The sequence below is a fragment of the Acidovorax sp. genome (assembly GCF_034519795.1).
Taxonomy (GTDB): Bacteria; Pseudomonadota; Gammaproteobacteria; order Burkholderiales; family Burkholderiaceae_C; genus Acidovorax.
The window spans coordinates 194,242-215,670 of sequence record NZ_JAXHOB010000032.1; the positions used below are offsets into that span (position 1 = coordinate 194,242).

Below are 21,429 nucleotides of genomic sequence, written 5' to 3' on the forward strand. Positions count from 1 at the left end.
GCTCACGCCTGCACGGGCCCCTTGCCGCGCTGGCGCACCACCGTGACCTGCTCGCCACCCACGCCCCAGTTGTCAGGATCGACCTCATCGATGATGACGGTCACGGTCTCGGGCTTCTTGTCGAGCACCTCCTGCATGAGGCGCGTGACGCCGGCAATCAGCGCGGCCTTCTGGGCGGACGTGGTCGGGATGTCGCGGTTGGCCAGGCGGATGTTGATCAGGGGCATGGGAAGGCTTTCTGTCGAGGATTGGTGGTCTCAGGAATGAAAAAGGCAGCCTGTGCTGCCTTGGTGGATTGTCTGCGGGAGCGCTGCCCCGTTGCAACACCTGCGGTCAGAAGCTTTCCCAATCATCGTCACCACCCTTGGCCGTGGCACGTGGGGCCGGCGCGGGGGCCGGGCCGGCAGCCGCAGCAGGCTTGGGGGTCGCTGCCGGTTTGGCCGACGCCGTGAGCCTTGCGGCGGCGGGTGCAGGAGATTTGCCAGCAACAGCCTTGTGGGCGGGCGCAGCCACCGGCCGGCTGGCAGCCGGTGCAGGCCGCGGCGGTGCGGCCGCCGGTGTCCGCGCCGGCATGGCCCCCACGTTGAACATCGATACCACCTCGGCCAGCTTTTGCGCCTGGTCGCGCATGGACGCCGCTGCCGCCGTGGACTCCTCCACCAGCGCCGCGTTCTGCTGCGTCATCTGGTCGAGGTGCGTCACCGCCTGGTTGACCTGGGCGATGCCGTCGCGCTGCTCGGTGGACGAGGCCGTGATCTCTCCGATCAGGTCGCTCACCCGGCGCACGCTCGAGACGATCTCTTCCATGCTCTGCCCGGCCTGCGCCACCTGGGCCGAGCCCGATTCGACGTTCTCCACGCTGGCGCTGATCAGGGCCTTGATCTCCTTGGCCGCCTCGGCACTGCGGCCCGCCAGGCTGCGCACTTCACTGGCCACCACGGCGAAGCCCCGGCCCTGCTCACCGGCACGCGCCGCTTCCACCGCCGCATTCAGGGCCAGGATGTTGGTCTGGAAGGCGATGCCGTCGATGGTGCCGATGATGTCGGCGATCTTGCGCGAGCTGTCGGTGATCTGCTGCATGCTGCTGACCACCTGGCCCACCACTTCGCCGCCGCGTGCGGCGGCCTGGGCGGCGGTGCCGGCCAGCTGATTCGCCTGGCGCGCCGTGTCGGCCGACTGCGACACCGTGGCCGTCAGCTGCTCCATGCTGGCGGCCGTTTCTTCGAGGTTGGAGGCCGTCTGCTCGGTGCGCGCAGACAGGTCGTGGTTGCCGTTGGCGATCTCCACCGAGGCCGAGGACACCGAGTCCACGCCTGAGCGCACTTCACTGACCACGCCGCGCAGGCGCGCAGACATCGCCGAGAGCGAGCGCAGCATGTGGCCGAACTCGTCCTTGCGGGTCGAATGCAGCTCGCGCGTGAGGTCGCCCGCGGCAATGGCATCGATGGTGGTCACCGCCTGGTTGAGCGGGTCGCTGATGGAACGGACCAGCCGCCAGGCCAGGAAGATGCCCACGGCCAACAGCAGCATCGACAGGATGATGCCCGTGATGGCGTAGTCGATGCGGCGCTTGGTGGCGTCGTCACGGATGGCATCGCGGCGCTTTTCCAGCGTCGCCACGAAGTCGTCCTGGGCCTTGAGGTACTTGGTGACCAGGGGCGCGAACTCGTTGTCCGCAAACTGCTGGGTGGCCACCGCGTCGCCCGCGCCCTTGAGGTCCCAGGTCTTGGCGGTGGCCGCCAGCACGGCCTTGCGCGCCTCCAGCACCTTGTCCAGCGCCGCCTTCTCCTCGGGGGCCGTGGCGGAGGCAACGATCTTCTCCTGCACCTTGTTGATGGCGCCGATGATCTCCTTGACCTTGGCACCGTACTGTTCGGACAGCACGGCATCGGTGGTCACTGCGCCGCCCATGACCATGTTGACGGCCGTCTCGGTGGCGCCGCGCCAGCGCACGGCGGAGGAGATGCGCCCCTCGATCTCGATGATGTCGTCCATCGCTGCCGACATGGAGTTGTTGCCACGGTTCTGGGCGAAGCCGGAGAGCAGCAGCATCGCGATCATCAGCCCCAGAAATGCACCCCAGAGCTTGCGGGAGACGCGGATATTGTCGAATTGCATGGATCTCTTTCCCTTGTGGATCTGCCCGGGATGCACCCTGCGCCGCTGGCCCATGGCCGCAGACACATTCGATCACATCCAGACGGGCCATAGCCTACGCCAGCCGCAAGACAGCAGACTGCTTCGTTGTACCGGGAAAAACCCGCATCCGGGGGCTGCCAGCGGGCCGCGCTGGGTCAAAAGCTTTCCCAATCGTCGTCCCCGCCCTTGGCCGTGGCACGCGGGGCCGGCGCGGGGGCCGGGCCGGCAGCCGCAGCAGGCTTGGGGGTCGCTGCCGGTTTGGCCGACGCCGTGAGCCTTGCGGCGGCGGGTGCAGGAGATTTGCCAGCAACAGCCTTGTGGGCGGGCGCAGCCACCGGCCGGCTGGCAGCCGGTGCAGGCCGCGGCGGTGCGGCCGCCGGTGTCCGCGCCGGCATGGCCCCCACGTTGAACATCGATACCACCTCGGCCAGCTTTTGCGCCTGGTCGCGCATGGACGCCGCTGCCGCCGTGGACTCCTCCACCAGCGCCGCGTTCTGCTGCGTCATCTGGTCGAGGTGCGTCACCGCCTGGTTGACCTGGGCGATGCCGTCGCGCTGCTCGGTGGACGAGGCCGTGATCTCTCCGATCAGGTCGCTCACCCGGCGCACGCTCGAGACGATCTCTTCCATGCTCTGCCCGGCCTGCGCCACCTGGGCCGAGCCCGATTCGACGTTCTCCACGCTGGCGCTGATCAGGGCCTTGATCTCCTTGGCCGCCTCGGCACTGCGGCCCGCCAGGCTGCGCACTTCACTGGCCACCACGGCGAAGCCCCGGCCCTGCTCACCGGCACGCGCCGCTTCCACCGCCGCATTCAGGGCCAGGATGTTGGTCTGGAAGGCGATGCCGTCGATGGTGCCGATGATGTCGGCGATCTTGCGCGAGCTGTCGGTGATCTGCTGCATGCTGCTGACCACCTGGCCCACCACTTCGCCGCCGCGTGCGGCGGCCTGGGCGGCGGTGCCGGCCAGCTGATTCGCCTGGCGCGCCGTGTCGGCCGACTGCGACACCGTGGCCGTCAGCTGCTCCATGCTGGCGGCCGTTTCTTCGAGGTTGGAGGCCGTCTGCTCGGTGCGCGCAGACAGGTCGTGGTTGCCGTTGGCGATCTCCACCGAAGCTGACGACACCGAGTCCACGCCGATGCGCACCTCGCTCACCACGGAACGCAGGCGGGTGGACATGCCGGACAGGGCCCGCGTCAGCAGGCCGAGTTCGTCCTTGCGGTCGTCATGGATGTTCTGCGTGAGGTCGCCGGCGGAGATGGCCTCGGCCAGCGACACGGCGCGGTCGAGCGGGCGCGTGATGGAGCGCACCAGCAGGGCCGCCAGCAGCATGCCCAGCACCACCACCGCAAGGGCTGCAGCGGCTCCGATCACCACCAGGCTGGCGCGCGAATCACGGGCCGCCTGCACCGCCGCGTCGCGCTGGCGCTCCTGCACGGCCACGAACTTGTCGATGGACTCCAGGTAAGCCACCGCTTTCGGGCGGTAGACCTTGGCCAGGTAGTCCTGCTTGGCGGCTGCGTCGCCTGCCTCGGTCAGCTCCTTGAGCTTGTCGGTCTGCCCGCGGATGTCGGCGCGCGTGGCGGCAACCTGGGCCAGGGCCGCCTTGTCGTCGGCCGACACCGAGGTCTTGCCGATCTTTTCCTGCACGGGCGTGATGCGCGCCGTGAGGGCCGCCACGCGGGTGTCGAAGTCGGCCTTGAGCGCTGCGTCCGTGGTCACGAAGCTGGCCATGGACATGGTGACGGCCACCTCGGCCAGCCCGCGCCAGCTCACTGCCGTGGTGATGGCGCCCTCGTATTTCTCGACAGCCCTTTCGGTTTCGGCCGTCACCTGCCGCCCGTACCACTGGGTCCAGATGGCGGTCACCAGCATCAGTGCCAGCAGGCCCAGGATCACGCTCCACATCTTGTGGGCCACGCGCAGGTTGTCGAATTTCATGGTCGATCCTTGCAACAGATTCTCGTGCTCTGCGAGGGCATCGCCAGCCCCCGCTTTGGGGGCCTTTGCCCCAGGAAACCGCCGTCAAACCACCAAGCGCCGTCACGGATACGGAAACGGACAGCCGCAGAGCCCCTGCCCTTGTAACCAGTGTTGCTGGAATCGCCACCCCGCGTTATCGGTACAAGCCCTAAAATGACCCGGTGACCACCCTGCTCAACGCCGACCTGCACTGCCATTCCGTGGTTTCCGACGGAACCATGACCCCTGAAGACCTGGCAGCCCGCGCCAAGGCCAACGGGGTCGAGCTGTGGGCGCTGACCGACCACGACGAGATCGGCGGCCAGCACCGGGCCGCCGCCGCCGCCCGCGCACAGGGCATGGCCTACCTCACGGGCGTCGAAATCTCGGTGACCTTTGCCGACACCACGGTGCACATCGTGGGCCTGGGCTTCGACCCGGATGACGCCCGCCTGGCCGAGGGCCTGGTCGCCACGCGCGGTGGGCGCGGCGAGCGGGCGCGGGACATGGCGCAGCAGCTGGCCCAGGCGGGCATACCGGGCGCCTACGAGGGCGCCCTGAAGTTCGTGGGCAACCCGGCACTGATCTCGCGCACGCATTTCGCGCGCTTTCTGGTGGAGACGGGGGTCTGCCGGGACACCTCGGAGGTGTTCCGCCGCTTTCTCACCGAAGGCAAGCCCGGCTACGTGCCGCACCGCTGGGCGCGACTGGGCGATGCCGTGCGCTGGATCACCGAGGCCGGGGGCGTGGCCGTGATCGCCCACCCGGCACGTTACAAATTCAGCGCCAACGAGGAGTTTGCGCTGTTCTCCGAATTCAAGGCCCATGGCGGGCGCGGTGTCGAGGTGGTGACCGGCAGCCACAGCCCGCCCGAGTACCTGACCTATGCCGCCATGGCCCAGGAGTTCGGCCTGGCAGCCTCGCGCGGCAGCGACTTCCACAGCCCCGACGAATCCCACACCGACCTGGGCACCCTGCCGCCGCTGCCCGGCACGCTGACCCCGGTGTGGGAACTGCTGGCCGACCGCATCCTCCCGGCCGCCGCCTGACACCCCCACCATGGCCCAGTATTTCGAAGTCCACCCCGACAACCCCCAGCCCCGGCTGCTCAAGCAGGCCGCCACGCTGCTGCAAAAGGGCGGCATCGTCGCCGTGCCCACCGATTCGAGCTATGCGCTGGTGTGCCACCTTGACGACAAGGACGCGGTGGACCGGCTGCGCCGCATCCGCCAGGTGGACGACAAGCACCACCTGACCCTGCTGTGCCGCGACCTCTCGGAGCTGGCCAACTACGCGCGCGTGGACAACCGCCAGTACCGCCTGCTCAAGCTGGGCACACCCGGGCCCTACACCTTCATCCTTGAAGCCACCAAGGAAGTGCCGCGCCGCGTGAGCCACCCGTCGCGCAAGACCATCGGCCTGCGCGTGCCCGAAAGCAAGGTGATGCAGTTGCTGCTGGAGCAGCATGGCGCCCCCCTGCTGGCCACCACCCTGATCCCTGCCGGCGAAACCGAGCCCCTGAACGACCCGGAGGAAATCCGCGAGCGCTACGAAAAGCTGGTGGACGCCATCGTGGATGCCGGGGCCTGCCCCCGCGAACCCACCACGGTGGTGGACCTGACGCCCATGGGCACGGGCGGCGACCCCGAGGTGGTGCGCGAAGGCCGGGGCGACCTTCAGGCGCTGGGCCTGTAACCCTCAATCCAGCTTGAACGCGCCCACGGCGCGCTGCAGATCCTGCGCGCGCGACGACAGGGCCGAGGCGGCGCTGGCCGCCTGCTGAACCAGGGCCGCGTTCTGCTGCGTGGCGCTGTCCATCTGCGCCACCGCGCCGTTCACGTGCTCGATGCCCGCGCTCTGGGCGTGCAGCGCACCCGAGATCTCGCCCAGCAGCGTGCTGACCTGGCCGACGGCGCTCACGATCTCTTCCATGGTCTTGCCGGCGCGGCCCACATGGCCGGCGCCGCTCTCGACCTGGTCGACCGACTGGCTGATCAGGGTCTTGATCTCGCGCGCCGCCACGGCGCTGCGCTGGGCCAGGCTGCGCACTTCGCTGGCCACCACGGCGAAGCCCCGGCCCTGCTCGCCGGCACGGGCGGCTTCCACGGCGGCGTTCAGCGCCAGGATGTTGGTCTGAAAGGCAATGCCCTCGATGACCTGGATGATGTCGACGATCTTGCGCGAGCTGCCGCTGATGGCCTGCATGGTCTGCACCACGTCGCCCACCACGGCACCGCCGCGCTCGGCGATCTGCGAGGCGTTGACGGCCAGGCTGCTGGCCGAGCGGGCGCGCTCGGCATTCTGGCGCACGGTGGAGGTCAGCTCGGCCATGCTGCCGGCGGTATCGGCCAGGGAACTGACCTGGTCGTCGGTGCGGCGCGCCAGGTCGGAGTTGCCCGAGTCGATGTCCGCTGCAGCCTCGGTGATCGAATCCGTGGACTGCTTGATGCCCGAGACCAATTCGGTCAGCGTGTCCTCCATGGTGCCCAGGGCCGTGAGCAGGCGGCCGAAGTCGCCTTCGAGTTCCGACGAGAACTCCTGGCTCAGGTCGCCCGCCGCCACCGTCTCGGCGATCAGGATGGCCTGGTTCAGCGGGTGCACGATGCCGCTGCGCAGCAGCACGAAGGACACCAGCGAGACCACGAACACGCCGGCCCCGAGCAGCAGCACCCACAGGCGCGCGCTCTCCAGGTGCCCATGGCCGGCGCGGATGGCCTGCTCCAGCGGCGCGCGCTGCTCTGCGGTGAGCCCCGTGGCGGCCCCCACCGCAGCGCGGTAGGCATCGTCCGCCTGGCCGATGCCCGCACTGGCCACCGCCACCAACACCGCCACCAGCAAGGCAATGGCACCAAACGCCAGAATGAGGCGCGTTCCAATCTTCAAACGATCCAGGCCCATGGGACTCATCTCCGATACCGTGTTGTATGTAGTTATAGGGTGGCCGCTGCGCTCCATGGCATGCAGGCGTGGCCTTCGCCGAGTCTGCCACGCTGTATCCATTTGAAACGGCCGGGCCATGGTAACAATCCCGGAAAGTGTCCATGCCAAACGGTGGTTGTCGTGCGTCTGAGACAATTGGCACGGTGGACATCTCCAATCTCATCCAAACCGTTCTGATCTATGCCTTGCCCGTGCTCTTCGCGATCACCGTGCACGAGGCTGCCCATGGCTACGCGGCCCGCCACTTCGGCGACAACACCGCGTTCATGATGGGCCGGATCACCCTGAACCCCCTCAAGCACATCGACCCCATCGGCACCATCCTGATGCCGCTGGTGCTGTACTTCGCCACCTCGGGGGCCTTTCTGTTCGGGTATGCGAAACCGGTGCCGGTGAACTTCGGCAACCTGCGCAACCCCAAGCAGCACATGATCTGGGTCGCGCTGGCGGGGCCGGCCTCGAACTTCTTCCAGGCCATCTTCTGGGCCGTCTTGCTGGTGCTGCTGCTGGGCATGGGCGTGACCGAGCGCTTCTTCATCGAGATGGCACGCGCCGGCATCCTGGTCAACCTGGTGATGTGGGCCTTCAACCTGTTTCCGTTGCCCCCGCTCGATGGCGGCCGCATCCTCGTCGGCCTGCTGCCCTGGAAGGCGGCCCACATGGTCTCGCGCATCGAGCCCTTCGGTTTCTTCATCGTGATGGGCCTGGTGGTGGCCGGCGTGGTGGGCACCATCTGGCTGCGCCCGCTGATGTCGCTGGGCTATGGCGCCATCAACCTGCTGCTCACGCCGCTGATGGCCGTGCTGCGCTGAGCGGCCGAGCGGCCTCTTCCCCTTTTCTCTCCCTTTCCGCAGAATCCGTTCCCCATGAGCACCACGCGCTTTCTCACCGGCATCACCACCACGGGCACGCCCCACCTGGGCAATTTCGTGGGTTCCATCCGTCCATCGGTGGCGGCCAGCCTCACGCCCGGCGTGCAAAGCTTCTACTTTCTGGCCGACTACCACGCGCTCATCAAGTGCGAAGACCCGGCGCGCATCCAGCGCTCCACGCTGGAGATCGCCGCCAGCTGGCTGGCCGCAGGGCTGAACCCCGAGAAGGTCACCTTCTACCGCCAGTCCGACATCCCCGAGATCCCCGAACTCACCTGGCTCTTGACCTGCGTGACCGGCAAGGGCGTGCTCAACCGCGCCCACGCCTACAAGGCCAGCGTGGACAAGAACGTTGCGGCCGAGCGCGATGCCGACGACGGCGTGACCGCGGGCCTGTTCATGTACCCGGTGCTCATGGGCGCCGACATCCTGATGTTCAAGGCGCACAAGGTGCCCGTGGGGCGCGACCAGATCCAGCACATCGAGATGGCGCGCGACATGGCGGCGAGCTTCAACCACCTGTACGGCGAGCACTTCGTGCTGCCCGAGGCGGCCATCGACGACCACGTGGCCACCCTGCCCGGGCTGGACGGCCGCAAGATGAGCAAGAGCTACGACAACACCATCCCGCTGTTCAGCTCGCGCGAGCAGCTCAAGAAGCTCATCGGCGGCATCCTGACCGACTCGCGCGCGCCCGGTGAGCCCAAGGAGGTGGAGGGCTCGGCCCTGTTCCAGATCTACCAGGCCTTCGCCACCGAGGCCGAGACCGCCGCGCTGCGCCAGCAGTACGCCGAGGGCATTGCCTGGGGCGATGCCAAGCAGGTGCTGCTCGAACGCGTGGACCAGGTGATCGCCCCCATGCGCGCGCAGTACGAAGAGCTGATCAACAACCCCGCGCGCATCGAAACCACGCTGTTGGCCGGTGCCGAGCGCGCCCGCGCACTGGCCACGCCCTTCATCCGCGAGCTGCGCTCGGCCGTGGGCCTGCGCAGCCTGGTGCAGGCCGGCACGGCCACCAAGACCACCAAGGTGGCCAAGACCGCCTTGCCCGCGTTCAAGCAATACCGCGAGGCCGATGGCAAGTTCTACTTCAAGCTCGTGGCCGCCGATGGCCGCCTGCTGCTGCAGAGCACGGGCTTCGATGCCCCCAAGGAGGCCGGCCAGGCCATCGGCCAATTGCAAAAAGGCGGTGGCGACGCACTGCAGGCGCTGGCCCCCCGCCTGGCCGCGGTAGAAGGCGTGCAGCCCGAAGACGTCACAGCCGCCCTGCAAGCCCTGGCGGACGCTGCGGCAGCGAACTGAGCCCCTTCAGTCCCGGTAGCGCACCCGCATCCACAGCGTGGGCCGGGTGTCGCCGTTGAGCGGTGCCTGCGCGGTGGCGATGAAGGACCAGCGCCGGTCCGCCGAATCCATGGAATGCACCAGCACCAGGTCCCAGCCGGGCCTGCGCGCAATGCCGTTGGCCTCGTCGGCAAAACGCGAGCCCCTGTAGACCAGCGAGCCGGCCGACAGGTCGCGCCCGCCATGCTTCCAGACACTGGCCAATGCCAGCGTGTGCCTGGCAAACCCCGGCAGCGCGTTGCCGCCGAACTGGCGGCCCAGGTTGCGGGACTGCGCCCAGGTGTAGCTGCCCAGCATGCTCCAGCGCGGCGCCAGCACCCGGTTGAGCGCCAAGCCCGCCTGGTGCAGCCGGCCCTGGCTGAACACCGGGTTCTCGTTGTAGGGGTCCACCGCGGTCTGCCCGGTCTGGATCTGTGCGCCCAGGCTGCCCACGCGGTCCAGGTTCACCAGCCCCCGGGGCGGCAACACCAGACTGCCGTTGGCGAACGTAGGGTTCACGATGTCCTGGCTGGACAGGGAGGCGAATCCGAAGGTTCGTTCGTCGAACTCCCAGTCCAGTTGCGCTGCGCGCTTGCGCCCGAAGCTGCCGGGCAGCTGGTAGTGGTGGTCGATGGCGATGGCCCCCAGCGCGACGGGCGAGAGCGTGTGCGCACTGGGTGAGCGCACGTTTTCGATGTAGGCCAGGTGCAGCGCCCGGCCCGGCCCCATGCGGTAGGACATGCCCAGCCGTGGCAAGGGGTGGCGCGCATGGCCGCCGTTCTCGGCAGCAGGGTCCACCAGGTCTTCGTCGGTCAGCGAGTCGTAGAAACGCTCGCCGTAGCGCACGGCCAGGCGCGGCCAGTAGGCCTCTGCGTGCCAGGTCCAGGGGCCATCGCGCCATTCACCCGCCAGCCAGGGCATCTGAAAGCGCGCCTGCGTGCGCTGGGTGGAGGTGACCACCGGGTCGGACAGGCCCGAATCGGAAGCCCCGCGCGTGCCCTCCCAGCCCAGGCTCAGGCGCCGGGGACCCCACTGCACCGTGTGGCGCAGCACCACGCCATCGTCCGCATCGGTGACGCGCGAGTCCTGCGGGCCGTAGGTGGCATCGTCGAGCACCAGGCCCTGGCCGAAGCGTGCGCGGTGCAGCTTCAGCCAGGTCTGCGCATCGGGTGACCAGCGCCACGAGCCGCCCAGGTCGGTGCGCTCGGAGCGCTGGCGCGCCAGGCCATTGAAGGTGATGCCATTGCCGAAATCGCGCCCTTGCGGAAAGCTGTAGCGCAGCCGGTCTTCGGTGTGCAGCAGGAACAGGCCCAGGCTCTCCGTGGGGCGCATGCCCAGCGCCAGATCGAAGCCCGGCGAGGACAGGCGATAGCTGGGCACGCCGCCGTTGTTCGGCCACATCTGCACGCCGTTGGTACGCACCTGCCAGGCCAGGGGCACGGGCGTGGCGGCAAAGCCGTGGTGGCCCACGTCGGCGGCGAACTTGTCGTGCACCGGGCCGCGCTCGGCGCTCGCGATCCAGAGCCACTCGCCACCCTGTGTGAGCATCAGCGGCGCCTGCTTCTCGCTGGCGCCAAAAGCCGTCGGGTCGCTCAGGTAGCCCTGGTAGCGCTCGGAATTGCGGCTGAAATCGCTCTCGTAGCGGTTGGCCAGAAAGAAGTGGCTGCCCGCCCACAGCGGGTAGTACGAGGCACTGGCATAGGCGCGCGCCCAGTGCTCCATGCCGAAATCGCCCAGCGCCTTGCCCAGGTTGGCAGAGCCCTGGCTGTCGCTGGTGAGCGGGTCGAGCGACTTGAGGTACGGCAGGCGGGTGAGCGCCTCGCGCGCGGCGGCAATGGCCTGCACCGGCTCACCCTGGTCGTTGCGCAGCACCGACTCGATCTGCCAGGGCAGCGGGTCGTTCGGGTCGGCCACGCGGGCGCGCGCCAGCGCGTCGAGCGCAGCGGCGCGCTCGCCCAGTTGGTATTCGGCCACCGCCAGCCAGACCTGGGCGCGGGCATAGCGCGGCTCGATCACCAGGGCCTTGAGCAACTGAGTGCGGGCGGCGGCAGGGTCGCCCTGCTGCAGCGCCAGCAGGCCCGCGCCGCCCAGGCTCACGTAATCGTCGCCGGCCTGGGCCAGGGCCGCGTTGAAGCCACTTTGCGCATCGGCCAGGCGCAGCGCCTCGGCCGCCGCGGTGGCCTGCTCGCCTTGGTAGGTGGCGTTCCCGGGCGCCAGTGCCACGGCGCGCTCCAAGGCCTGGCGCGCGCCGCGCAGGTCGCCGCGCTCGCGCAGCGCCCGGCCCAGGCCCCACTGGGCTGCGGCCTGGTCGGTGGCCGGCTCCTGGCGCGCCTGGGCCCCCGCCACGGCGCGCCGGTGCAGGGCGATGGCCTCTTCGCCCCGCCCTTCCAGGCGATGCCAATCGGCATCGGCCAGCAGCAGCGCCGTGGCCTCCGGTGCCTGGGCGCGCGCGGCGTCGAGCCAGGCACGCGCCTGTGCGCCCTGCTCCAGCGCCATCAGCAGCTCGGCCCGGCGCGCGGCGGTGCGCGGGTCCCGGGTGCGCTGCCAGGCGGCGGCCAGGCGCTGCTGGGCGGCGTCCATGCGGTCGTCGAAGACTTCGAGGTCGGCCAGCAACAGTTCCACCACGGCCCCGCCCTGCCCGCTGGCCGACAGCGCCAGCAAGCGCTCGCGTGCGCGCGGCCACTGGCCCATGCGCAGGTCGTCGCGGATGGCGGCCAACGGGGGCGCCACTTCGGAGCCGCTCAGCTCGGCCCAGCGCGCCGCATCCACCGGGTTGGCCATGACCCATTGCACGCGCTCGCGCGGTCGCACCAGCAGGCGTTTGACCGGTGCCTTGCCAGGCTCTGCAATGCCCTGCTCGGCAGGCCCCAGTTCCACCCGGCCGAAATCGTTGGACAGATCGACCTGGCCCGAAAGCACGGTGAGCGTGGTGCGGCCTGCGCCATCGACCTCCACATCCCAGTCGGTGCCGCGCACCACGGCCAGGGCGGCCGGGGTCTGCAATTGCAGTGCGGCCGGGGTTTTCTTGGTGCGCGCCCAGAGCCGGCCGGCGGCCAGCTCCAGCAGGGTGCGCTCGGGCTGCGATTCGCACAGGCGCAGTTGCGCATGGGCCGACATGCGGATCTGCGTGCGGTCGGCCAGCAGCAGCGCGGCCGACGACAGCGCAAGGGTGCGCACGCCCGCGCCCGCACCCAGTTGCTGGGCCAGCGCAGCGGGCGACCAGGGCCCTTCGCCCGGTGGCCGGGTCTGGCCCTGGCCGGCCAGGGCCACGATCTGCGCAGCCACCGCACCGGGGGCTGCGGACGCTCCCGCACACTGGGCCCAGGCACCGGGCAGGCACAGGGCGGCTGCAGCCAGGGCAACGGAGGTCGTGATCCACAAGCGGGTCGGCGGCATGGCGGGCCTTTCAGGGTTATTTTTCCAGCGCGTGCGCAAACGCGTCGGCACCGGCCGCAGCGGGCGCCCGGTCATCGGCGAGGGCCTGCACTTGCGCCTGCAGCCGGTCGGCCTGGGCGACCCACAGCGGTGCCATGTGCTCGGCCCGGTGGCGCCATTCGGCGCAGCAGGCCAGGGCCTCGTCCCAGCGGCCCGCATGCACGTGGGCCTGCAAGGCCAGGCTGGTGGCCACGAGCGGCGCATCGCCGCACGGGGTGTAGACATCGATGCCGCTGCTGCGCCCGGCCAGCACCACTGCATCGAGCCAGGCCAAGGGCAGTGCTTGGTTGCCCTCCTGCGGCAGGGCGCTGCGCGTGGCCTCGGACAGCAGGATGCCGGTGCCGAAGGCCTTGTTGGCGCCTTCCAGCCGGGCTGCGGTGTTCACCGCATCGCCCACGGCGGTGTAGGTGAAGCGGCCTTCGGAGCCCAGGTGCCCCACGGCGGCCTCGCCCGTGTGCAGGCCGATGCGCAGCTGCAGATCGGCAAAGGGGGTGCCCGCCCACTGGCTGCGCAAGGCGTTCATTTCCGCCTGCATCTCCTGTGCGCAGGCCAGGGCGCGCGCCGCGTGCTGCGGCTCGGCCACGGGTGCGTTCCAGAAAGCCATCACGGCATCGCCGATGAACTTGTCGAGCGTGCCGCCGTGGCGGTGCACGGCATAGGTCATGCGCGTGAAATAGGCGTTGAGCGCGCGGGCCACCGCCTCGGGTGGCAGGCGTTCGCTGGCCGAGGTGAAGCCCGCGAGGTCCGAGAACAGCAGGGTGAGCTCGCGCCGCTCGCCGCTGATGGCCGGCGCAGCGCCGCTGGCGATCAGCGCGCTGACCACGGCCGGCGGCACGTAGCGCCCGAAGTCCAGCCGCAGGCGCTCGCGCTGGCGCCGCTCACGCCAGTAGCTGTCGGTCGCGCCCACGTTGAAGTGCAGCACCAGCGCCAGCAGCGTGGGCAGCGTGGGCCACCACACGCCCTGCAGGTAGGCGCACAGCCCGCCGATCAGGGCCAGCAGGGCCAGCGCCACGCTCAGCCACACGGCCAGCCAGCCACGCCAGCGCCGCGTGAGTGCCGCCACCAGGGCAATGGCCGCTGCCGCCTGCAGCAGCGGGAGCGCCGGGTGCGCGGGCACGATCCAGTCACCGGTCAGACCGTTGATGAGTGCCGTGGCATGCAGCATGACGCCCGACTGCGTACCGTGGCCCAGGGTGCGCAGCGGCGTGGCGAACTGGTCCACCCCGCCCACCGGCGTGTTCTGGCCAAGCAGCAGCAGGCGCCCCTGCAGCGCGCCGGGCGCCAGCATCCGCGCCGGGTCCAGCGCCTGGGTGTAGTGCACGTAGGGCAACGCCACCTCGGGCGCGTAGTAGCGCAGCAGCGCACCGGGCGGCGGTGGCACGATGGTGCGGCCCGCAGCCTGCGCGAGCACCCGCCACATGGCATTGCTTTGCCCCGGTGCGCTGCGCTGCACGCCATCGTCGTCGGCGTGCATGCCCACGTCGCCGTGCAGCGCCTGGTCGAAGATGGAGCGCAAGCTCTGCTGGTACTGCGCCACCTGCCCGCTTTGCACGGCCACCTGGGCGCTGGCCAGCACCACGGGCATGCGCCCCTGCAGGGCACGGCCCAGGGCAGCGTCGTCCTCGGGGGACTGGGCGGTGGACAGCAGCAGGTCGATGCCGAGCCCCGCCGCGCCGGAGGCGGAAAGCGCGTCGATCAATTGCGCATGCAGCCGCCGCAGCAGGGGCGGCGTGGCCTGCAGGGTCGCCAGGCTGGGCTCGTCGATACCGATGACCACCACACCGGCATCGGGCCGCACGGGCGCGGTCAGGCTGCTGAAAAGGTCGTACTCCAGGCGCTGCAAGGGCTGCCATACCGGCAACACCTGCAGCACGGCCAAAAGCACCAGGGGCACGAGCAGGCGCAACGCCCACTGGCGCCCCGCGTCCCTTGTCACTGCCGACTGGATCCAGGCCATGCGTCTTTCCGTCAGTTGTAACGCACTGTATCGCAGGGGCACGGCAGCGCAAAGGCTTCAGACCCCAGGGTTACAAATGGCGCGCGGCTTTTGTCCCTCCGTCCCTTAGACTGCCCTCCAACAACGGGGGAGAATCCCATGAAAGCACTGATCGCCTCTGCCACCCTGCTCGCCCTGCTGGCGGGCTGCGACTCGGCCACCATCCGCCCGCCCTCGGGCCCCATGGCCTCGGGCCGCGACCGCACCTTCAGCGTGCCGGTCTATGGCAACGACGCCTCGCCGGCCTACAACGCCGCCACCCGGGAGTGCCAGAAGCTGGCGCTGTTCCCCAAGCTGCTGCGCAACGAGGGCTCGCGCCTCGTCTTCGAGTGCGTGAGCGACAACCCCAACCGCTGAGCCCGATGGCCCGGCGCCGAGCTGCTGCCGCCGTCATTGCCGTGCTCTCGTTGTCCACCGGCCCGCCGGCGCTGGCCCAGGCGCGCCCTGACCGCCAGCACCCGGTGTGGACCAACAGCCTGGGCATGCGCTTCGTGAAAGTGCCCGCAGGCAGCTTCGTGATGGGCGGGACCGAGCCACCCGAAGTGCTGGCGCAGGCCTATCCGCTGCTGGAACCCCAGCGCTTTGCCGAACTGACCGATGAGGCCCCTGCCCACCGGGTGCTCATCCGCCAGTCCTTCTACCTGGGCCAGCACGAGGTGACGGTGGGGCAGTTCCGGCGCTTCCTCGCGGCATCGGGCTACCAGCCCGAATCCGAGGCCGACGGCACCGGTGGCTATGGCTACAACCCGCAGTACGACCCGGCCACCACGCGGCGCGGCGATGCCTTCGAGGGGCGCGATGCGCGCTACTCCTGGCGCAACCCGGGGTTTGCGCAGGGCGATGACCACCCCGTGGTCAACGTCACCTGGAACGACGCCCAGGCCCTGGCGCAGTGGCTCAGCCGCACCGAAGGCCACCGCTACCGCCTGCCGACCGAGGCCGAGTGGGAGTACGCCTGCCGGGCCGGCACGCGCACCCGCTACCCGCATGGCAACGACCCCGAAGGCCTGCTGAAGAACGCCAACACCTTCGACCAGGACGCCGCCCCCCAATGGCTGCGCTGGCAGCAGCACGCCCTGCGCGGCAGCGACGGCCATGCCTTCACCGCCCCCGTGGGGCGCTACGCAGCCAATGCCTTCGGCCTGCAGGACATGCTGGGCAATGCCTGGGAATGGGTGGCCGACTGGCATGGCGACAGCTACTACGCCGAATCACCGGCCGTGGACCCTGAGGGCCCCGCCGATGGCGGCGTGCGCGTGCGCCGCGGGGGCTCCTGGCACACCTGGTCGTTCTACGCGCGCTGCGGCTACCGCAACTGGAACAGCCCGCAGACCCGCTACACCCTGGTGGGCATGCGGCTGCTGCGCGAAATCGCACCCTCCGCAGCCACCCGGCCCGCCCCGCGCCCGGCAGCCGCGCGCCGCCTGTCATCGCCCGTGGCACGGTGAACAACTGTCAAACCTGGTGATCCCCAGGATGGGGCATGGAGTGGACCGCCGCACATCGCGAATAATGCACCGTTAATCTTGAATGGAACGAACCATGCGCATAGCGGCGTTAGACGACGATGCGCTTCAGCTGGATCTGATCAAACAGGCCACCGAAGCGATGGGCCATGTGTGCCACACCCACCTGACCGGTGCCGCGCTGATGCGCGAGATGCGCCGCGAGACCTTCGACCTGCTGATCGTGGACTGGCACCTGCCCGACACCACGGGCCCCGAGGTGGTGCGCTGGGTGCGCGAAAACGTGGGCAAGCAGTTGCCTATCCTGTTCGTGACCAACCGGCAGGAAGAACGCGACATCGTCGAAGGCCTGGGCAGCGGGGCTGACGACTTCATGGTCAAACCGGTGCGCATCGGCGAGCTCAATGCCCGCGTGGGGGCCTTGCTGCGCCGCGCCTACCCGCAGAGCACCAGCGGCGCACTCGATTTCGGGCGCTACAAGTTCTACCCCGAGTCGCGCTCGCTCGAAGTCAATGGCCAGGTGGCCGAGCTCAAGAACCGCGAGTACGATCTGGCGCTGTTCCTGTTCCAGAACATGGGGCGCCTGCTCTCGCGCGACCACCTCAAGGAGGTGATCTGGGGCCAGGGCTCGGACGTGCTGTCGCGCTCGCTCGACACCCATGTCTCGCGCCTGCGCACGCAGCTGGACCTGCGCCCCGCCAACGGCTACTTCATCACCGCCGTGTATGGTGTCGGTTACCGGTTCGAAGCCGTGGAACCCGACCGCAAGCCTTGATGCACCCCCTGGGCTCCCGCGCTGGAGCCCGCCCCTGAGAATGAAGCCCCCCGCACGCCGCGGCCGTAGGAGAGTTGACGTGGTCATCCACCGCCTTGCATTGCCCCTGTCCGCCATTGCCATGGTCACGGCAGGCCTCGGTTGCGCGCATGCGCAAGCCACCCCTGACCCGCAGACCGACGAAATTGCGCACACGGTGCGGGCCGGCGATACCCTCGAAGGCCTGGCCAACGCCTACCTGGACAACCCGCGCCAGTGGCCCCTGCTGCAACAGCGCAACAAGGTGGCCGACCCCAGGCGCCTGCAGCCGGGCTCCACCGTGTGGATCCCCGTGCGCCTGCAGCCGCAGGCCTCGGCGCAGGTGGAATTCGTGCAGGGCAACGCCACGGCACAGGCCCCGCGGGGCGATGCGCAGCCGCTCGCGCAGGGTGCCCGGCTGGACGAGGGCACGCGCCTGCAGGTGGGGCCCGACAGCTTCGTCGCCGTGCGCCTGGCCGACGGCACCCTGGTGCGCGTGCAGCCCCAGTCCGACCTGCAGCTGCGGCAACTGCGCCGCCGCGGGCGCGCGGGCAGCATCCAGTCGGTGATGGAGATGCGCGCCGGCAGCGTGGAATCGAGCGTCACGCCCAGCACCGATGCGCTGCGCCGTTTCGAGATCCGCACGCCGCGCGCCGTGACCAGCGTGCGCGGCACCGAATTCGGCGTGGCGCTGGCGGCATCGGGCCAGGCCACGGCTTCGGTGCTCGAAGGCACGGTGGCCGTGCAGTCGCGCGCCGAGGGTGCCCTGCAGCCCGGCGCCGACGCCACCTTGCTGGCACGCGGGCAAGGCCTGTCGGTGGCGCCCGACGGCACGCTGGGTGCACCGCGCCCGCTGCTGGCGCCGCCCGATCTGTCCACCGTGCCGGCGCAACTGCACGACCTGGGCCTGCTGGCCATCACCGTGCCGGCCACGCCCGGGGCCAGCGCCTACGTGGCCCAGGTGGCACGCGATGCGGCCATGACGCAGGTGCTGCGTAGCGGCCGCTTTGCCGACGGCCAACTGCGCTGGGCCGCACTCGACGATGGCAGCTACCACCTGGCCGTGCGCGCCGTGGACGAGGCCGGCATTGCCGGGCAGCCCGCCACGCGGCCCATCACCATCAAGACCCGGCCGGTGCCGCCGCTGTACCAGCAGCCGGCCCCCGGCGCCGTGCTGCCGCGCGTGACCGGCACCCTGCGCTGCACCGAAGTGCCTGGCGCGCGCTGGTACCGCATCCAGGTGGCCGCCAGCGCGGATTTCGCCAGCCCGCTGCTGGACGAAGGCCGCCTCAGCACCTGCCAGCTGACGCTGGCCACGCTGCCCCTGGGCAACTACTTCTGGCGTGCGGCCACGATCGCAGAGCCCGCCGGTGGCGCACCGGACCAGGGACCGTTCGCTCCCGCGCAGCCCTTCTCGGTGGCCCAGCAGCCCGCTGCGCTCGACCTGTCGTCCCTGCAGGCGACGGATGGCGACACCATCGTGCGCCTGCACTGGCCCGCCCAGGCCGGCCAGCGCTTTCGCGTGCAGCTGGCACCGGACCTGGAGTTCAAGACCATCACCCAGGACATCCAGCTCGACGAGCCCCGCTGGACCTCTGCGGATGGCCTGGCCGCGGGCACCTACTTCGTGCGCATCCAGGTGCTGGACCCCTCGGGGCTGCAAAGCGAGTTCTCGCCGCCGCGCAGCATCCGCGTGGGCACGGGGCTGAACACCAGCTCCGGGCTGCCGCTGTCCACCATGGGCGGCGAGCCCGTGCGCCGCCCCTGAGCGCTTGCGGTCGATGCCCACGCCGCACTCCCGCACGCGCAACCAGCAGCGGCGGGTCGAATGGGTCGCCATCGCGCTGACGCTGCTGACCCTGGTGGCCTGGCTGAGCACGCCCAGCCTGCTGCCGCGCACCAACCACCTGGTGCAGGACACCGGGCTGCGCCTGGTGTCGCGCCCGGCGCAAGCCGGTATCGCCGTGATCGCGGTGGACGACCGCAGCATCGGCGTGATCGGCCGCTGGCCCTGGCGGCGCGCCCTGCATGCGCAACTGATCCAGAACGTGTCGCGCCAGGCGCCGCTGGTGATCGGCATGGACGTGCTGTTCAACGAGGAAGACCTCGACTACCCCGAGGACGACCTGCTGCTGGCCGATGCCGTGGCCCAAAGCGGCCGGGTGGTGCTGCCGGTGATGCAGCGCCAGGGCCCGTACGAGCCGGGCGATGGTGCCGACCGGCCGATGCCCGCGCTGCAGCAGGCCGCCGCCAGGCTCGGGCATGTGCACGTGGCCGCAGACGAGGACGGCGTGGTGCGCAGCCTGTACGCGCGCGAGGGGCCAGCCAGTGCGCCCTGGCAGCACTTCAGCATCGCCATGCGCTGCGTGGCCACGCCATCGCTCGGTGGCTGCCCGCCCGCACGCGGGAGCGATCCGCCGGCCGATGGCGCCCGCTGGGAACGCGCGGGCCGCCGCCTGATTCCCTATGCAGGCGGGCCGGGGCATTTCACAACCTACTCCTACATCGACGTGCTGCGCGGCGAAGTGCCGGCCGATGCCTTCCGCGGCAAGTACGTGCTCGTGGGCTCGATCGCTGCCGGGCTGGGCGACATGTTCGCCACCCCGGTGGGCCAGGAGTCGCGCCTGATGCCGGGTGTGGAAGTGATCGCCCAGGTGCTCGACGCCGACCTGGCGGGGGTGCAGATCCACAGCGCGCCGCCCGCGCTGAACATGGCCTTCAACCTGCTGCCGGTGGTGTTGGCGCTGGTGGCGCTGCTGCTGCTCGGGCCCTTCGCCGCCCTGCTCACCAGCATTGCCCTGGGCGCGCTGACCGTGGCGCTGGCGGTGCTGCTCCCCGTCTGGAGTGGCATGCAGTTCGCGCCCGCCGCTGCCCTCATCGGGCTGGTGCTGGCCTACCCGCTGTGGAGCTGGCGCCGCCTGAGTGCCGCAGCCCAGTTCCTCAGGCTGCAGATGGAAACCCTGCAGCGCCAGGGGCTGGTGATCCCGCTGCGTGGCCCGGCGGCCAGCAGCGGCGACTTCCTGGAGCGGCGCATCAATGCGGTGGAATACGCCTCGCGCCAGCTGCGCGACATGCACCACTTCGTGAGCGAGAGCCTGCAGCAACTGCCTTCGCCCACCATGGTCTGCGACACCGAAGGCCGCATCCTGCTGGCCAACACGGCCGCACGGCGCCATGTGCTGGGCATGGCCGAGGTCGAGGGCGACCCCATGGTCTGGCCCCTGCAGGGCCGCCAGATCACTGACGTGCTGGGCGATCTGATCGACATCGCCACCGAGCAGCCGCTGGTGACGCCCGAGCGGCTGGCCAGCCGCAGCCTGCCGGCCCGCCGGGAGGGGCGCGATGCCAAGGGCCGCAGTGTGCTGGTGCAGAGCCGGCAGTTCACCGACCTCGCGCAGGCGGGCTGGCTCGTGACCCTGGTGGACCTGACCGAGATCCGCAGCGCGCTGCAGCAGCGCGACGAGGCCATGCATTTCATCTCGCACGACATCCGCGCGCCCAATGCCTCCATCCTCACGCTGCTGGAGATGCACCAGGCCTACCCGGGCCGCATGTCGGACGCGGAGCTCATGCAGCTCATCGCGCGCTATGCCAAGACCTCGCTGGGCATGGCCGAGAACTTCATCCAGCTGGCCAGCGCCGAATCGCAGGCGATGCGGCGCGAACCCCTGGACTTGGTCGACGTGCTGCACCAGACCGTGGACGAGGTCTGGGTGCTGGCGCGCGACGCCGACGTGCAGGTGCTGGTGGCCGAAGCGCCGGAGACCGCCCCGTTCATGGGCGACCGTTCGCTGCTGTGCCGCGCGCTGGCCAATGTCGTGAACAACGCCGTCAAGTACAGCCCGCGGGGCAGCACCGTGCGCTGCACCCTGGCCGAACGGGCCGGAAAGTGGGTGTTTGCGGTGCGCGACGAGGGCCCCGGCATTGCACCTGCGCTGCAGGACAAGCTGTTCGCCCCGTTCCAGCGCCTGCATGACCGCAGCCACCCCGGCATTGCCGGCGTGGGCCTGGGGCTGGCACTGGTGCGCACCGTGGTGCAGCGCCATGGCGGCGGCATCGAAGTGGAAAGCGACGAGGGACAGGGTGCCGAATTCAGGCTGGTGCTGCCGCAGGGCGAGGCTCCGACAGGCTCATAGGCCGGCCCGTCAGGCCATGGCTTCGGCTTCCAGGTGCACTGAATCGGCCAGGGCATCGCCTTCACCAGCCAGCAGGCCGATGCAGTCGAGCGCCGTGGGCGGATCGCAGGGCTCGGCATACACGCGCAGGGCAATGTCCTGCGCGGCGGGCGAGAAGAACAGCCACAGCCGGTCGGCCTCTTTGTCGTAGCACGAGAACAGCGCCCGCTTGGAGCCTGCCGGCGAAATCAGGAACTGCGACATGAACATCTGCTGGATGCGCTGGGTGGGCTCGAAGGCCTGGGCATCGTTGCCGAGCGACAGTTTGTACCAACTTTTCATGGAAGCCTTCCTTTCGACCGCGAGGTCTGTTGTGTCTGGCTCCATGGTAT

16 protein-coding genes are annotated in these 21,429 nt (G+C 69.9%); 9 read left to right on the plus strand and 7 right to left on the minus strand.

Annotated elements, in window-relative coordinates:
• Window positions 1-2 precede the first annotated feature (2 nt).
• The 3 genes from U5N23_RS32450 to U5N23_RS32460 form a co-directional block, all read right to left on the minus strand.
• Window positions 3-227 carry a 4-oxalocrotonate tautomerase family protein gene (locus U5N23_RS32450; protein WP_322596780.1) on the minus strand — a complete coding sequence of 75 codons (225 nt, stop codon included), beginning with the start codon at window positions 225-227 and terminating at the stop codon, window positions 3-5.
• 106 nt (window positions 228-333) lie between these two features.
• Window positions 334-2,118, minus strand: coding sequence for a methyl-accepting chemotaxis protein (locus U5N23_RS32455; RefSeq protein WP_322596781.1), 1,785 nt, complete (start codon window positions 2,116-2,118; stop codon window positions 334-336).
• 176 nt (window positions 2,119-2,294) lie between these two features.
• Window positions 2,295-4,079 carry a methyl-accepting chemotaxis protein gene (locus U5N23_RS32460; protein WP_322596782.1) on the minus strand — a complete coding sequence of 595 codons (1,785 nt, stop codon included), beginning with the start codon at window positions 4,077-4,079 and terminating at the stop codon, window positions 2,295-2,297.
• A 203-nt stretch (window positions 4,080-4,282) separates the two neighbouring features.
• Between U5N23_RS32460 and U5N23_RS32465 the strand changes: the two genes are divergently transcribed.
• Window positions 4,283-5,149 carry a 3',5'-nucleoside bisphosphate phosphatase gene (locus U5N23_RS32465; protein WP_322596783.1) on the plus strand — a complete coding sequence of 289 codons (867 nt, stop codon included), beginning with the start codon at window positions 4,283-4,285 and terminating at the stop codon, window positions 5,147-5,149.
• 10 nt (window positions 5,150-5,159) lie between these two features.
• Window positions 5,160-5,795, plus strand: a complete 636-nt coding sequence (locus U5N23_RS32470; RefSeq protein ID WP_322596784.1) for an L-threonylcarbamoyladenylate synthase — start codon at window positions 5,160-5,162, stop codon at window positions 5,793-5,795.
• A gap of 3 nt (window positions 5,796-5,798) precedes the next feature.
• On the opposite strand, the gene U5N23_RS32475 is transcribed toward U5N23_RS32470, so the two are convergent.
• Window positions 5,799-6,998, minus strand: coding sequence for a methyl-accepting chemotaxis protein (locus U5N23_RS32475; RefSeq protein WP_322596785.1), 1,200 nt, complete (start codon window positions 6,996-6,998; stop codon window positions 5,799-5,801).
• Window positions 6,999-7,183: 185 nt separating this feature from the next.
• Here U5N23_RS32475 and U5N23_RS32480 point away from each other — a divergent pair, with 185 nt between their 5' ends.
• On the plus strand, window positions 7,184-7,852 hold the full coding sequence (locus U5N23_RS32480; RefSeq protein ID WP_322596786.1) for a site-2 protease family protein: 669 nt from the start codon (window positions 7,184-7,186) through the stop codon (window positions 7,850-7,852).
• Window positions 7,853-7,906: 54 nt separating this feature from the next.
• Window positions 7,907-9,214 carry a tryptophan--tRNA ligase gene (locus U5N23_RS32485; RefSeq protein WP_322596787.1) on the plus strand — a complete coding sequence of 436 codons (1,308 nt, stop codon included), beginning with the start codon at window positions 7,907-7,909 and terminating at the stop codon, window positions 9,212-9,214.
• Between the two features lie 6 nt (window positions 9,215-9,220).
• Here the strand turns inward: U5N23_RS32485 and U5N23_RS32490 are convergent, their stop codons facing one another.
• Together U5N23_RS32490 and U5N23_RS32495 are read right to left on the minus strand one after the other, a co-directional pair.
• Complete coding sequence (locus U5N23_RS32490) at window positions 9,221-12,628, minus strand: FecR domain-containing protein (protein WP_322596788.1); 3,408 nt, start codon at window positions 12,626-12,628, stop codon at window positions 9,221-9,223.
• Between the two features lie 16 nt (window positions 12,629-12,644).
• Window positions 12,645-14,624, minus strand: a complete 1,980-nt coding sequence (locus tag U5N23_RS32495) for an adenylate/guanylate cyclase domain-containing protein (RefSeq protein WP_322596789.1) — start codon at window positions 14,622-14,624, stop codon at window positions 12,645-12,647.
• Between the two features lie 138 nt (window positions 14,625-14,762).
• Between U5N23_RS32495 and U5N23_RS32500 the strand changes: the two genes are divergently transcribed.
• From U5N23_RS32500 to U5N23_RS32520, 5 genes are all read left to right on the plus strand, one after another.
• The gene (locus U5N23_RS32500; protein ID WP_322596790.1) at window positions 14,763-15,020 is read left to right on the plus strand and encodes a hypothetical protein; all 258 of its coding nucleotides are present in this window, start codon (window positions 14,763-14,765) and stop codon (window positions 15,018-15,020) included.
• 5 nt (window positions 15,021-15,025) lie between these two features.
• The gene (locus tag U5N23_RS32505; RefSeq protein WP_322596791.1) at window positions 15,026-16,111 is read left to right on the plus strand and encodes a formylglycine-generating enzyme family protein; all 1,086 of its coding nucleotides are present in this window, start codon (window positions 15,026-15,028) and stop codon (window positions 16,109-16,111) included.
• 94 nt (window positions 16,112-16,205) lie between these two features.
• Window positions 16,206-16,904 carry a response regulator transcription factor gene (locus tag U5N23_RS32510; protein ID WP_322596792.1) on the plus strand — a complete coding sequence of 233 codons (699 nt, stop codon included), beginning with the start codon at window positions 16,206-16,208 and terminating at the stop codon, window positions 16,902-16,904.
• Window positions 16,905-16,983: 79 nt separating this feature from the next.
• A complete protein-coding gene (locus tag U5N23_RS32515; RefSeq protein ID WP_322596793.1) occupies window positions 16,984-18,690 on the plus strand; it encodes a FecR domain-containing protein in 1,707 nt (568 codons plus the stop codon).
• A 13-nt stretch (window positions 18,691-18,703) separates the two neighbouring features.
• Window positions 18,704-21,058, plus strand: a complete 2,355-nt coding sequence (locus U5N23_RS32520; RefSeq protein WP_322596794.1) for a CHASE2 domain-containing protein — start codon at window positions 18,704-18,706, stop codon at window positions 21,056-21,058.
• A gap of 9 nt (window positions 21,059-21,067) precedes the next feature.
• Here the strand turns inward: U5N23_RS32520 and U5N23_RS32525 are convergent, their stop codons facing one another.
• Window positions 21,068-21,379: a hypothetical protein gene (locus tag U5N23_RS32525; RefSeq protein ID WP_322596795.1), complete on the minus strand. Its 312-nt coding sequence runs from the start codon at window positions 21,377-21,379 to the stop codon at window positions 21,068-21,070.
• Window positions 21,380-21,429: the final 50 nt, after the last annotated feature.